Raw genomic sequence first — 13,252 nt, forward strand, 5'->3', positions numbered from 1 at the left:
GGGCCCGCCGCTCAGCCCAGGCCGGCCATCAGCTCGACCTCGGCCGTACGCGAGCGGTCGATGCGGCGGGCGAGGTCGCGTACCCGCTCGCTGGTTCCGGCGGCGACCTGGGCGCGGGCCAGGTCGGCCGCGGTGCGCTGGTGCCGGCTGAGCACGTCGAGCAGCACCCGGTCGGCGTCGGCGGGCGGGGCGGCGCGCAGCCGGGCCAGTCCGGCGGCGGCGTCGCTGTGCCCGGAGTGGTCGTGCCGGGCGGCCGCGGCGGCGGACGGGCCGGCGTCGCGCAACCATCGGCGCATGGTGGCCAATTCGTCGGTCTCGGTGGCCCGCACGGCAGAGATCAGCGTGCGGATCCGCTCGTCGGTGACCCGGTCGAGGCCGAGCCCGACGATCTCCAGCGTCTGCTCGGTGTGCGCCTCCATCATGGCCAGGAACAGCGCGTCGATCCCGCTGATCGTGGCCTCGGCGCCGGCCGGAGGCGGGGCGGTGCCCGGGAGGGCCGGATCGGCGGCGGGCGGCCCGCCGCACCCGGCCAGGGCGAGCACCGTCGCGAGCAGCGCCGTGGCCGGCCCGGTGGCGGCGGACGCGCGGCGGAGCCGGGGACCGGCCGGCTCCGCCGCGCGGGCTCGCGGGCTCAGATCTGCTGCCACAGCGCCGGTACGTTCGGCGGCTCCCAGCCGGCGATCGCGGTGTGCGCCTGGCGGCAGCGGTAGGTGCGCCCGTCGTAGGTGACCGTGTCACCGACCTGGTACGCCCGCCCGGCGGTCCACGTGCCGCCCGGCGCCGGGGTGCTGGTCCAAGTGGGCGTGGGCGAGGGCGCGGGTGTGGTGGGTGCCGCGGTCGGGGTGGGCGGCGGGGTCGGGTTGCCGCCTCCGCCGCCGATCTGGAGGTCGACGCAGGAGTAGAACGCGTTGGCGGTGTCGGAGATGTTCCAGATCGCGAGCAACTTCTGCCGGCCGGAGAAGCCGCCGAGGTTGACGGTGTGCGACACGGTCGCGCCGGGCTGCCGGCCGCCGCCGTCGACCACCGCGACCCGGCTGCCGCCGATCCAGTACTCCCAGTTGGCGGTGGCGTGGCGGGCGGTATTGACCCAGGTGAACGTGGCGGTGCTGCCGACCGCCGTGGCCGGCCAGTTGCGGCTGTCGTCGTTGAGCACCGCGAACTGGGCGATGCCGGCGTGGCAGCTGCGCAGGCCCTTGGGGCCCTCGACGCTCTGCGGCTCGTACTTGATCTGGCCGCAGTCGGGCACCCGGTTCTGCGCGCAGAGCGCCTGCCGGCTGGGCGGGGAGGAGACGTACCCGTGGGCCTGCGCGGGCGCGGCGAGTGCCAGCGTGCCGGTGACGGCACCGGCGGTGAGCAGCGGGAGGGTGATTCTTCGGCGCATGGTGGCAACTCCTTCGGGGGGAACGGAAGGTGCCCCCGAACATAAATTAAAGATTGTTAACAGTAAAGACTCCTGTCTATAAATTGAGCGGTACGCACCGAAGTCTCCGGCACCGCCGGCCCGAAGATCGACTTTGTGGACGCGCACTGGTGCCCGGGCGGCAGCGCCGCCGACTCGCTGGCCCGCACCAACCACCTGCCCGACGCGGCCTGGCTGCTGCGCCGGTAGATCACCCGGTACGCCGGCCCGTACGGGCTCAGCGTCAGGCGCGTTCCTCCCGGCCGGCCGGGTCGGCGCTCACCTCGTCGAAGGCGGGCGCGGCGTCGACGGCATCCGCTCCCACCGCCACCGAACGGCCGGGGTCCGGCAGGTCGAGGCTGGACCGCAGGGTGACCGGGCGCAGCAGCAGCGCGGCCACGACACCCACCACCGCGATGGCGGCCGAGATCAGGAAGATGTGCCCCGTCGCGTCTCCGTACGCGGCCCGCACGATCTGCCGGACCGGCTCGGGCAGCGCGTCGAGGTTGAGCGTGCTGCCGCCGCCGGCGGAGGCCGGGATGCCGGCCGCGGCCAGGTCCTCGGTGATCCGGTCGGTGACCCGGCGGGCCAGCACCGCGCCGAGCACCGACACGCCGATGGTGCCGCCGAGCGAACGGAAGAACGCGACCGTGGCGCTGGCCGCGCCGATGTCCCGCAGCGCCACCGTGTTCTGCACGGCGAGCACCAGGTTCTGCATGGTCGTGCCGACGCCGACGCCGACGCCGAACATCGCGAGGCCGACGAAGACCAGTGAGGTCCCGTGGTCGATGGTGCCGAGCATGGCGAAGCCGGCGACGAGCACGACCGCCCCGAACACGATGTACGGCTTGACCCGTCCGGTGGCGGTGATCATCCGGCCGGCGACGATCGAGGAGATCAGCACGCCGACCATCATCGGGATGGTGAGCAGGCCGGCTTCGGTCGGGCTGTAGCCGCGGCCGATCTGGAAGTACTGGCCGAGGAAGACCGCGCCGCCGAACATCGCCATGCCGACCGCGAGGCTGCCCAGGATCGCCAGGGCGGTGGTGCGCTCGCGGACGATGTGCGGCGGCACCACCGGCTCGGCGGCCCGTGCCTCCACCCGGACGGCGAGCGCGAGCAGCAGCACCGCGCCGCCGACCATCGCGCCGGTCTGCCAGGACAGCCAGGCGAACGAGCCGTCGACGAACGAGATCCAGATCAGCAGCACGCTGACGCCGGCGGCGATGAGCGAGGCGCCCAGATAGTCGATCTTGACGTTCGTCCGACGCACGGTGGGCAGGTTCAGGGTGATCTGGAGCAGGAACAGCGCGACGGCCGCGACCGGCACGCCGACGAAGAAACACCAGCGCCAGCCGAGCCAGGACGTGTCCACGATCAGGCCGCCCAGCAGCGGGCCGCCGACGGTGGCCAGGGCCATGACGCCGCCCAGGTAGCCGTTGTAGCGGCCCCGCTCACGCGGCGGGATCATGGCCGCGATGGCGACCTGCACCAGCGCCTGGAGACCGCCGACGCCGATGCCCTGGAAGGCCCGGGCGGCGATGAGCTGGCCGGCGCTCTGCGCGAAACCGGCCGTCACCGACCCGATCAGGAACACCACGATGGCGACCTGGATCAGCAGCTTCTTGTTGAACAGGTCGGCCAGCTTGCCCCAGATCGGAGTGGTCGCGGTGGCGGTCAGCAGGGTGGCGGTGACCACCCAGGTGTACTGCGTCTGCGAGCCGTTGAGCGCTCCGATGATCTTCGGCAGGGCGGTCGAGACCACGGTGCCGCTCAGCATGGCCACGAAGAGCACCAGCAGCAGACCGCTGAGTGCCTCCAGCGTCTGCCGCTTGCTCATGGGGGCGGCCTCGGCCGTCGTGGTGGGTGCGCTCATGCGCGCGTCCTCCGGGGTGTCGATTCGGGGTGGCGCTTCGTTGCCTCAAGCAATCAACGCCAGAAACTGCCCAGTAGGCAAGTTTGCCCACTGAGAAATCCGTCACCTACGCTGGCCGCCATGGACGAGTGCACCGGGCTGCGGGCACGAAAGAAGGCGGCCACCCGCCTCGCGCTGCACGAGGCGGCGCTGTCCCTCGCCGTCGAGCACGGCCCCGACCGGATCACCGTCGAGGCGATCGCCGACGCCGCGGACGTCTCCCGGCGGACGTTCTCCAACTACTTCGGTGGCAAGGAGGAGGCGCTCTTCCACGGCGACACGCTGCGGCTGCGCCGGCTCCGCACGCTCGTCGCGGAACAACCGCCCGAGCTGTCGCCGTGGGCCGCACTCACCCGGGCCGCGCTGGTGCAGGCCGGGGACGGCTACGACGACCCGGCCGAGCCCTGGCTCAACCGGCGCCGCCGGCTGCACGGTCACCCGAGCCTGGCCGCCCACCAGGTCGGTGCGTACGCGGCCCTGGAGCGGGAGATGGCTGCGGAGTTGGCCCACCGGCTGACCGGCCCCGGCGCGGCGCTGCGCGCCCGGATCGTCGCCGCGACGTTCCTCACGTCCCTGCGGGTCGCCGCGAACGAGTGGCTGGAGCACCCCGGGCGGCCGTTGCGCGACGTGCTGCGCGACGTGCTCGCCCACGCCGCCCCGGCGGCGGGCTGAGCGGTCCCCGGCTCGCCGCTCACCCGCCGGACCGGTGGCACGCCCGGCGAAAGCGACGCCCCGCCCGACCTGGGCTGACACACTCGTCCGGTGGGTGGCGACCGGTGGCGCAGGGGGCTCGGGCCCGCGACCGGCGTCGCCCCCGCCACCCGGGTCGACCGGTTCGAGATCTTCTTCGACCTCGTCTTCGTGGTGTCCTTCTTCATCATCACGCGCGCCACCGCCGCGAACGTGACCCCGGGCGAACTGCTGCACGCGCTGCTGGTGCTCGCCGTGCTCTGGTGGTGCTGGGTGGTGCACAGCGCGGTCGCCGCCCGGCTGCGTCTCGGCGAGGGCTTCGTGCCGATCCTCATGGTGGTCGGCATGGTCGCGCTGTTCACGTTCGCGCTCGCGCTGCCGCAGACGTTCGGCGACCTGGACAAGGGCAGCGCCGGACCGGTCCTGGTCACGATCAGCTACGTCGTGATCCGGCTCGTGCACACCGCCCTGTACCGGTACGCCACACGTGACGATCCGCCGGCCCGGCGCAAGCTGCGGCTGTTCCTGCCGGAGGCCCTGATCTCGGCCTCCCTCCTGCTGGTGGCGGCGCTGCTGCCGCCGCGCGTGTCCCCGGAGGTCGGCCCCTGGCTGCGCGACGGGCTGTGGATCGCGGTGGTGGCCATCCAGTACAGCAGCGGCCTGCTGGCCGGCACCGACGGCTGGAAGATCACCTCGGCCGAGCACTGGACCGAGCGGTACGACCTTATCCTGATCATCGCGCTCGGCGAGTCGGTCATCTCGGTCGGCGTCGGGGGCAACCTGCTCGGCCAGGCCGTGACCTGGCCGGCGATCCCGGCGGCGATCTCCGGCATCCTGTTCACCGCGGCGCTCTGGTGGGCGCACTTCGACATGATCGGCCCGTCCGCCCGGATCGCCCTGCACGCCGCACAGGGCCACGCGCGGGTGACGCTCGCCCGCGACGCGTACGCCTATCTCTACCTGCCCATGATCGCCGGGGTGATCCTGTTCGCGATCGGTGCCGAGGAACTGGTCCGCATCGTCACCGACCCGGCGGGCGGCCCGATGGAGCACGGCCACGGGCCGGCGGTGCCACTGCTATTCGCCGGCGTGATGGTCTATTTCGCCGCCAACATGGCGTTCCAGTGGCGCGCGCTGCGGACGCTGTCGTGGACCCGGGTCGGCGTCCTGGCCCTGCTCGCCGCGGCGCTGCCGGTCGGCCAGCACCTGCCGGCACTCGGCGCACTGGGCCTGCTCACCACGATCTGCGTGGCCCTGGTGGCGGCCGAGCTGGTGATCTTCGCCGACTCCCGGGCCGCGTTGCGCCGGCTGATTCACGAGGAGAAGGCCAGCGCCGAGGAGAACGAGGCCGCCTGGCGGGCACGGTGGCACGACGGCGGAGAGAGCGCACCGCACCGGCCTTGACACAGGCCCTAGAGTCTCCGCGTGATCGAGATCGTCACCGAGGTCGACCTGTTCCACCCGCCCGCCCGGATCTGGCGGGCGCTCACGGAACGCGCGTTGCTGGCCAAGTGGTTCGCCGACAGCGCGCCCGGGTCCGACCGGTGGATCCTCGCCACCGCCGCGCTGCCCGGCTACGACAGCGACACCGAGGTGGAGACAGTCGAACTGCGCGCGCCGGACCGGCTGGTGGTCCGCTGCCGGGAGACCGGCCGGGCCACCCGCCTCGCCTGCGACCTGACGTCCACCGCGCACGGCACCCGCCTGTCCGTCCGCGAGGTCCTCGAAGAGGGCGACTGGGACGCCGACGCCCGCGCCGAGCAGCACGAGCAGGCGATTACCGGGCGGCTGCCGGCGATCCTCGACTGGCTGGCGTTCCAGAACGTCGACCTGCGCCGCGCCGAGGGCGGACTGACCGCCGAACTGCCGGTGGTCCGCCTGCTCGGCGACGACCGGCGGCGGCCCGGGCGCCACCGGGTGCTGCTGGCGACCGGCGCGGTCACGCTGATCGCCGCCACGGCCGGGGCGACGGTGTGGGCCACCGCCGGCGAGTCGCCCGCACCGGCTGCGCCGACGCCCACGACCTCGCTGGTCATGCCCTCCAGCGCCACACCCGCCGCCCGGCCCACGACCGCGCGGCCCACGCCCAGCGCCAGCCGCCGCAGCCCGTCGCCCTCGCCGACGCCGTCGCCCACCCCCAGCCGTACGGCGAGCCCGAAGCCCTCGACGGTGGGGGTGCCGCTGAGCGCCACCTACGAGACGGTCACCGACCGGATCTTCGGCTACCGGGGCGAGGTGGTGCTGCGCAATCCCGGCCCGTCACCGCGTCCGGGCTGGACGGTCACCGTGACGTTGCACGACGGCGCCACCGTGGGCGGCGTGGACGGAGCCGAGGCCACTCAGGACGGCGCTGTGGTCACGTTCACCGGCGAGGCGTTGCCGGGCGGCCAGTCCGCCACCATCCGCTTCGACGTCCGCGACCCGGACCCCTCGCACGACGCCCCCGCCGCCTGCGCCACCGGAAACACCCCCTGCGCTCCCGCCTGACCCCCTGGCTCCACCCCCTCCACCCCGTCGATCACGGAGCACCGCGCCGTTGTCGTTGTTGACGAGCTGCCACGACCCGATCGAGGATGCGCGTCAGGACACGTCGTCAGCCACGCGTACGTCTCCGGCGTGACGGCACCGTCGCGCCCCGATGAGGCCGGCCCGCCCGGGGTGCCCGCCGGTGTGGCGCCGCCCCGGGTGCGCTGGATGAGCACGACACAGGCCAGCACCGCGCCGGCCACCACGAGCGTGCCGGGCGTGACCGCCTCACCGAGCAGCACTGCGGACCAGATCAGCGTGAGCACCGGCTGGACGAGCTGGATCTGGCCCACGGTGGCGATGCCGCCCCGGGCCAGCCCGGCGTACCAGGCGAAGAAGCCGAGGAACATCGACACCACGGTGAGGTAGCCGAACCCGGCCCAGGCGCCGACGCCGCCCTGCGGCCGGTGGACGAGCGCGGCCACCGCAGTGACCGGCACGGTGACCGGGAGCGACAGCAGCAAGGCCCAGCAGATCGTGCGGGCACCGCCGAGTTCGCGGGCCAGCCGGCCGCCCTCTGCGTACCCGAGACCGCAGAGCACCACGGCGGCGAGCAGGAACACGTCGGCCGGGGACGGCGCGCCGCGCAACGAGCCGCCGGCGGCGAGGAACGCCAGCACCAGCGCCAGGCCGGTGGCACTGGCGATCCAGAACAGCGGCGGCGGCCGTTCGCCGGCTCGCAGCACCGCGAACACGGCGGTCGTGGCTGGGAGCACTGTGACGACCACCGCGCCGTGCGCGGACGTCTGCGTGGTGAGCGCGAGCGAGGTGAACAGCGGGAAGCCGACGACGACGCCGAGCGCGACGATCGTCAGCCGTCGCCACTGGTCCCGGGTGGGGCGCGGCGCGCCGGTCAGCAGCAGGTAGGCCCACGCGAGCAGCGCCGCGCCGACCGCCCGTCCGAACGCGACGAACCACGGGTCGAGCGCGTGCACCGCGACGCGGGTGGCCGGCAACGACATGCTGAAGGCCAGCACACCCAGCGCGCCCAGGGCGATCCCGGCGCCCGGTCCGGCCGTTACCGTCACCGGCGCAGTAGCGCTACTCTTTACTGTCATGAATGATGGTAGCGCTATCGACCGCGTGGTCCGGCACCTGGGTGCGCTGGCGGCGGATGCCGCCCCCGGCACGCGGCTGCCGTCGGTCCGGGAGCTGACCGCGCACCATCACGTCTCCCCCGTCACCGTCGCCGAGGCGACCCGGCGGCTCGTCGCGGACGGGCTGGTGGAGACCCGGCCTGGTCGCGGCGCGTTCGTGACGGCCAGGCGCCCCGGTCCACCGCGGGCGGACATGTCGTGGCAGACGGTCGCGCTCGGCTCGCGGCGGGGCGGCGAGGACGAGATGCAGACGCTGCTGGAGTTGCCGCCGTCGGGCGCGATCCCGCTGACCGGCGGCTATCTCGACCCGGATCTCCAGCCGGCCGCCGCGCTCGGTGCGGCGCTCGCCCGCGCGGCCCGGCAGCCGGCCGCCTGGCAGCGCGGCCCGGTCGAGGGGCGCCTCGACCTGCGCGCCTGGTTCGCCCGCGAGGCGGGCGGCGGCCTGCGCGCCGAGGACATGGTGATCTGCCCGGGCGGGCAGGCCGCGCTCTCCTCCACGCTGCGGGCGCTCACCGTCCCCGGCGACACGGTCCTGGTCGAGTCCCCCACCTACCTGGGGGCGCTCGCCGCCGCGCGGGCGGCCGGGTTGCGGGTGGTGCCCGTACCCGCCGACGCCGACGGCGTACGCCCCGACCAGCTCGCCGCCGCGTTCGCCCGCACCGGTGCCCGCCTGTTCTACTGCCAGCCGCTGTACGCCAACCCGCACGGCGCGACGCTTTCCCCCGCGCGGCGCGCCCGGGTCACCGAGGCGGTGCGCGACGCCGGGGCGTTCCTGGTCGAGGACGACTACGCCCGCGATCTCACCATCGACGGCCAAGCCCCGCCGCCGCTGGCCGCCGACGACCCGGACGGGCACGTCGTCTACCTGCGCTCGCTGACCAAGCCCACGGCGCCCGGTCTGCGGATCGCCGCGATCGGCGCGCGCGGACCGGCCGGGGCCCGGCTGCGCGCCGCCCGCCTGCTCGACGATCTCTTCGTGGCCGGGCCGCTGCAGCAGGCCGCCGTGGAGTTCCTCACCGCGCCGGCCTGGGACCGGCACCGCCGCGGCCTGCGCGTCCAGTTGCGGGCCCGCCGCGAGGCGCTGCTCGCCGCGCTGGACCGGCACCTGTCGTCGCCGGCCCCGCGCACCGTCCCCCGCGGTGGGCTGCATCTCTGGGTACGGCTGCCCGACGGCACCGACGACGTAGCGGTGACGACGGCTGCCGCCGCGGCGGGCGTCACCGTCTTCCCCGGCCGCCCCTGGTACGCCGCCGAACCGCCGGCCCCGCACCTGCGCCTCACTTACGCCGCCGCCCCGCCCGAGCAGATGGACGAGGCGATCCGCCGCCTGTCCACAGCCCTCCCTGACTGACCGCAGTGGCGGCTCACCCCCGTCGCCCCCACCCCACCGCGGATCGGAGTTCGGCCTGACCGACCTCGGCGGCAACGACGGCGGCTGGCTGGCGCCGTGGCTGCTGCCGAACACCGTCACCTGCGACGACCGATCGCCGGTGGTGCCGCCGCCCCGCCCTCGCGCTGGTGACACGACGCGACCCCCGCCGGACGGGCCGGCGGGGGTCGCGTTCGGGGTCGGTCAGGCCTCGGTGAGCTGGCCGCGCAGCTTGGTCAGCGCGCGGGCGAGCAGCCGGGACACGTGCATCTGGGAGACACCGACCCGGGCGGCGATCTCGCTCTGGGTCAGGTTGCCGTAGAAGCGCAGCGTGAGGATCTTCTGCTCGCGCTCGTCGAGCGTGGCGAGCGCCGGGCCGAGCGAGGCGCGCAGCTCGGCCAGCTCGTACTCGTTGTCCTCGGTGCCGAGCGTGTCGCCCAGCTCGGTGGCGCTGTCGCCGTCGCCGATCGGGGTGGACAGCGAGACCGCGTTGTACGCGCGGGCACCCTCCAGGCCCTCCAGCACCTCTTCCTCGGTGACGTCGAGGTGGGCGGCGATGTCGGCGACGGTCGGAGCCCGGTTGAGCGTCTGGGTCAGCGTGCTGTTGGCCTCGGAGATGCGCAGCCGCAGCTCCTGGAGGCGGCGCGGAACCCGGATGTTCCAGGTGCGGTCGCGGAAGTGCCGCTTGATCTCGCCGAGGATGGTCGGGATGGCGAAGCCGGCGAAGTCGACGCCGCGCGAGGCGTCGAACCGGTCGACGGCCTTGATCAGCCCGAGCGCCGCGGTCTGGGCCAGGTCGCCGGCCGGCTCGCCGCGACCGCTGTAGCGGGCGGCCAGGTGGTTCGCCAGCGGCAGCCACGCCTCGATGACCTGGTTGCGCAGGGCGGCCCGCTGCGGGTGGTCGGCGGGCAGTGCGGCGAGCGCCGCGATCAGCTCGCTGGCGCGGGACTCCTCACCGGTCTGCGGCGCGCGGTGCACCTCGGTGGCGGTCGATCCCATGGTCATCGTGGTCATGCTGCCCTTCCTGTCCTCGGAGAACGGGTGGCCTCCCACACCGGTCGTGCCAGCCACACTAGACCAAAGTCCACCGCCAAATCAACCGAAAGGACGATGGAGATTTCGGGTCATAAGCGGACACTGCCGCTGGGAAGACCGTCAGCGAGGTAACAGGGGGCGGTAGTCGGCCGCCGTGAGCGGCAGCGCGGAGAGGCTCCCGTCCGCGCGTGGCACCTCCAGCGGCTGCCCGTCCCGGCGGAACGCCACGCTGTACACGTCGGGCCGCTGCGTGAGGCTGCACACGATCTGCCCGAAGGCAAGCACTTCGTCGTTGCGGCCGGTCTCCTCCCCGGCCTGGCGCACGTCGACGGTGGCCAGCGTGCCGTCGAGCGTCGCCCCGGCCACCGCCACCGTGCCGGGCAGAGCCGTGGCCAGCCCCCGACTGCGCTCGCCGCCGTCCGGCCCGGCCAGCAGGTGCTGGAGGTGCGCGTCCACCCCCGGCAGCCCGTTCACCCGGCGCTCGACCACGACCAGCCCGTTGTCGCGGACGAAGCAGAACGGCTCGTCCACCCGCCCGTCCCCGTCGGCGGTCGAGGAGACGGTCGGCGTCGGGAAAGCGCCCGGAGGCGTCTGCACCAGGCGGGGCTCCTCGTCCACCGGCACCCCGCAGCCGGCCAGCAGCACCACTGCGAGCAGGCCCGGCAGGAGCCGCCGGCGGCTCATCGCAGCGCTCCGGGCAGCTCGACCCGGAACCGGGCGCCGGGCTCGCGGTCCAGCACCGCAGCCGTACCGCCGTGCGCGGCGGCGTGCTGCGCCACCAGCGCGAGCCCGAGGCCGGTGCCGTCGGTACCGGCCCGGTCGTGCGCCGCCCGCCCCCTGACGAACCGGTCGAAAATGATCTCGCGGTCACCGGGCGGCACGCCCGGGCCGTCGTCGTCGACCTCCAGCACACCCACCCCGGCACGCCCGCCGAGGCGCACCGCGACCGGCCCGCCGCCGTACCGGTCGGCGTTCTCCAACAGGTTCAGCAGCGTCTGGGCGAACCGGCGCCGGTCGACCCACCACAGGCGCGGGGCGTCGCCGTCCACCGTCACCAGGCTCTCCGGCAGTGACCGCTCCCGGCAGACGGTACGAGCCAGCTCCGCCACGTCGACCGTCTCGCGGTGCGCCGGCTGCTCGGTGCGGGCCAGCTGGATGAGGTCGTCGACCAGGCGCTGGAACCGGGTGACCTCGTCGGCGACCAGGCCCGCCGCGGTGGCGGTGCGTTCGTCCTGGTGCTCCCGGCGCCGGTTGAGCACGCTCGCGGCGGCGGCCAGGGTCTGCAACGGCGAGCGCAGCTCGTGGCTCACGTCGGCGGCGAAGCGACGGTCCCGCTCGATATGGCGCACCAGTTTGTCGACCATCTCGTTGAACGAACTGGACAGGCGGGTGAGGTCGGGATCGGTGGTCGGGTCGAGCCGGGTGGCGAAGTCGCCGGCCGCGATCCGTTCCGCCGCGTCGGCGACCGCTGTGAGCGGCCGCAGGCTGTGCCGGGTGGCGTACCAGCCCAGCGCCGCGCCCGCCCCGGCCACCATGATCGCCACGGCGATCAGCGCCAGCCCCACCACCTGGAACGTCTCCTCGACCTCCCGCAGCGAGGTCAGCTCGTAGTAGCCGAGCGCGCCGGGCAGCGGCACGCCGACCAGCAGCGCGGGCTGCCCGTCGAGCCGGATCCGCTGCACCGCGGGCTTGCCGTCGGCCACCATCCGCTGCAACTCCACCGGCACCGAGCTGGCGCCCACGTCGGCGGTGCGGGCGTACCAGCCGTCGGGCAGGTGCAGCAGCGGGCGGCGGGCGCTGCCGGTGTCGAGCGAGCGCAGCACGGCCACCACGTCCGGGGCGCCGGTGTCCAGGCCGGAGCGGACCACTGCGGCGTCGTAGTAGGCGGCCCGAACCGCGGTGCGCTCCCGCTCGTCGAGCAGCGAGCGCCGGGTCAGGTCGTACGAGAAGAGGGCCATCAGCGCGGACAGCAGCAACGCCCCGACGGCGAACGCCGCGGTGACCCGGGCGCGCAGGCCGGGCCGGGTCATCGCTGGAGCTTGTAGCCGAGGCCGCGCAGCGTGACCAGGTGGCGTGGATTGGCCGGATCGGATTCGATCTTCTGCCGGAGCCGGCCCACGTGCACGTCGACGAGCCGCTCGTCGCCGGTCTCGTAGCCCCAGACCCGGCTGAGCAGCTGCTGGCGCGACAGCACCCGGCCGGCGTGCTCGGCCAGCTCGCAGAGCAGCCGGAATTCGGTGCGGGTGACCTGCACCGGCTGTCCCGAGCGGCGCACCTCGCCGGCCTCCGCACTGATCTCCAGGTCGCCGAAGAACTGGGCGGGCACCGGGCCGGCCACCGTGCGTACGCGCCGGCGCAGCGCCCTCAGCCGGGCGGACAGCTCCTTGATCGCGACCGGCTTGACCACGTAGTCGTCGGCGCCCGCCTCCAGCGCGGCGACGATGTCGTGGGTGTCGTCGCGGGCGCTGATCACCACGACCGGCACGTCGTCGTCGCGGCGCAGCTGACGGATGCAGTCGAACCCGTTCATGCCGGGCAGCATCAGGTCGACGAGCACGTAGTCCGCCGGCTTCTCCCGCTGCCGGCGCAGGCCGTCCTCGGCGGTCGGCGCGCCGTACGCCTCGTAGCCCTCCTCCTCGAGGGCGAGCTGCAGCGCGAGCCGGATGCGGTCGTCGTCCTCGATCACCAGTACGGCCGTCATATGGGCATCATGACGGGCCCGGCACGGGTCGCCCAGTCGCGTGGGCCGTTCGTGGCTTTTGTCATCGAACCGTCATACAACCGTCCGGTGACCTCCAAGATCCCTGCGCAGAGTGGGGTCTGACCCGATCCCACCACGGAAGCGACCCGATGCCTGCCAGCCTGCCGTCCCCGCCGGAGTCCGCCGTGCCGCACGTGCGCGTGGACATCAGCGACGAGCTGGACCTCACCGGGCTGCCCGAGGTCGCCCACGTGCTGGACCGCATCCTCGCCCTCCGGCCCCGCGAGCTGACCATCGACCTCGCCGGGTGCCGGCATGTGGACGCCGCCGCCGTCTCGCTGCTGCTGGACGTGCACCGCCGGCTGGCGCGACAGGGCGGCCTGCTCACGCTGAGCAACCCACATCCGCGGATCCGGCGCATCCTGGAGAACTCCGGGCTCGGCGCCGTACCCGTCGTCGACACGCCCCGACCGGCCGCGCGCGGCCGGGCCCGGGTCGCGTCCGCAGCACGCTGAGGAGG

12 protein-coding genes and 1 pseudogene are annotated in these 13,252 nt (G+C 74.1%); 5 read left to right on the forward strand and 8 right to left on the reverse strand.

Going from position 1 to position 13,252, the window contains the following annotated elements; translation table 11 throughout:
- Window positions 1–11: 11 nt before the first annotated feature.
- The 3 genes from C569_RS0103580 to C569_RS0103595 all read right to left on the reverse strand — a co-directional run bounded on the left by C569_RS0103580 (window position 12) and on the right by C569_RS0103595 (window position 3,275).
- Window positions 12–647 carry a DUF305 domain-containing protein gene (locus C569_RS0103580; protein WP_018784455.1) on the reverse strand — a complete coding sequence of 212 codons (636 nt, stop codon included), beginning with the start codon at window positions 645–647 and terminating at the stop codon, window positions 12–14.
- On the reverse strand, window positions 632–1,381 hold the full coding sequence (locus tag C569_RS0103585; RefSeq protein WP_018784456.1) for a lytic polysaccharide monooxygenase: 750 nt from the start codon (window positions 1,379–1,381) through the stop codon (window positions 632–634). The genes C569_RS0103580 and C569_RS0103585 overlap by 16 nt, the downstream gene beginning before the upstream one ends.
- 262 nt (window positions 1,382–1,643) lie before the next feature.
- Complete coding sequence (locus tag C569_RS0103595; protein ID WP_018784458.1) at window positions 1,644–3,275, reverse strand: MDR family MFS transporter; 1,632 nt, start codon at window positions 3,273–3,275, stop codon at window positions 1,644–1,646.
- A gap of 120 nt (window positions 3,276–3,395) precedes the next feature.
- Between C569_RS0103595 and C569_RS0103600 the strand changes: the two genes are divergently transcribed.
- The 3 genes from C569_RS0103600 to C569_RS32040 all read left to right on the forward strand — a co-directional run bounded on the left by C569_RS0103600 (window position 3,396) and on the right by C569_RS32040 (window position 6,491).
- Entirely contained in the window at window positions 3,396–3,986 is a 591-nt protein-coding gene (locus C569_RS0103600; protein WP_018784459.1) for a TetR/AcrR family transcriptional regulator, read from the forward strand.
- 90 nt (window positions 3,987–4,076) lie between these two features.
- Entirely contained in the window at window positions 4,077–5,408 is a 1,332-nt protein-coding gene (locus tag C569_RS0103605; protein ID WP_018784460.1) for a low temperature requirement protein A, read from the forward strand.
- Between the two features lie 21 nt (window positions 5,409–5,429).
- Window positions 5,430–6,491 (forward strand): SRPBCC domain-containing protein, encoded by a 1,062-nt coding sequence (locus tag C569_RS32040; protein WP_026267662.1) that lies wholly within the window; start codon window positions 5,430–5,432, stop codon window positions 6,489–6,491.
- Window positions 6,492–6,757: 266 nt separating this feature from the next.
- On the opposite strand, the pseudogene C569_RS0103615 reads toward C569_RS32040, so the two are convergent.
- Window positions 6,758–7,588, reverse strand: a pseudogene (locus tag C569_RS0103615) (DMT family transporter); the annotation flags it as partial.
- Between C569_RS0103615 and C569_RS0103620 the strand changes: the two are divergent.
- On the forward strand, window positions 7,587–8,978 hold the full coding sequence (locus C569_RS0103620; protein ID WP_026267663.1) for a PLP-dependent aminotransferase family protein: 1,392 nt from the start codon (window positions 7,587–7,589) through the stop codon (window positions 8,976–8,978). The pseudogene C569_RS0103615 and the gene C569_RS0103620 overlap by 2 nt on opposite strands.
- Before the next feature lie 222 nt (window positions 8,979–9,200).
- On the opposite strand, the gene C569_RS0103625 is transcribed toward C569_RS0103620, so the two are convergent.
- From C569_RS0103625 to C569_RS0103640, 4 genes are all read right to left on the reverse strand, one after another.
- Complete coding sequence (locus C569_RS0103625; RefSeq protein ID WP_018784464.1) at window positions 9,201–10,010, reverse strand: SigB/SigF/SigG family RNA polymerase sigma factor; 810 nt, start codon at window positions 10,008–10,010, stop codon at window positions 9,201–9,203.
- A 141-nt stretch (window positions 10,011–10,151) separates the two neighbouring features.
- Window positions 10,152–10,715 carry a GerMN domain-containing protein gene (locus C569_RS0103630; RefSeq protein WP_018784465.1) on the reverse strand — a complete coding sequence of 188 codons (564 nt, stop codon included), beginning with the start codon at window positions 10,713–10,715 and terminating at the stop codon, window positions 10,152–10,154.
- Window positions 10,712–12,061 (reverse strand): cell wall metabolism sensor histidine kinase WalK, encoded by a 1,350-nt coding sequence (locus C569_RS0103635; protein ID WP_018784466.1) that lies wholly within the window; start codon window positions 12,059–12,061, stop codon window positions 10,712–10,714. Before C569_RS0103635 ends, C569_RS0103630 begins: the two co-directional genes overlap by 4 nt.
- Window positions 12,058–12,732: a response regulator transcription factor gene (locus tag C569_RS0103640; RefSeq protein ID WP_018784467.1), complete on the reverse strand. Its 675-nt coding sequence runs from the start codon at window positions 12,730–12,732 to the stop codon at window positions 12,058–12,060. The genes C569_RS0103635 and C569_RS0103640 overlap by 4 nt, the downstream gene beginning before the upstream one ends.
- Window positions 12,733–12,881: 149 nt before the next feature.
- Here C569_RS0103640 and C569_RS0103645 point away from each other — a divergent pair, with 149 nt between their 5' ends.
- Complete coding sequence (locus C569_RS0103645; RefSeq protein WP_018784468.1) at window positions 12,882–13,247, forward strand: STAS domain-containing protein; 366 nt, start codon at window positions 12,882–12,884, stop codon at window positions 13,245–13,247.
- The last annotated feature ends 5 nt before the right edge of the window (window positions 13,248–13,252 follow it).

Source organism: Micromonospora sp. CNB394 (assembly GCF_000374985.1).
GTDB lineage: Bacteria > Actinomycetota > Actinomycetes > Mycobacteriales > Micromonosporaceae > Micromonospora > Micromonospora marina.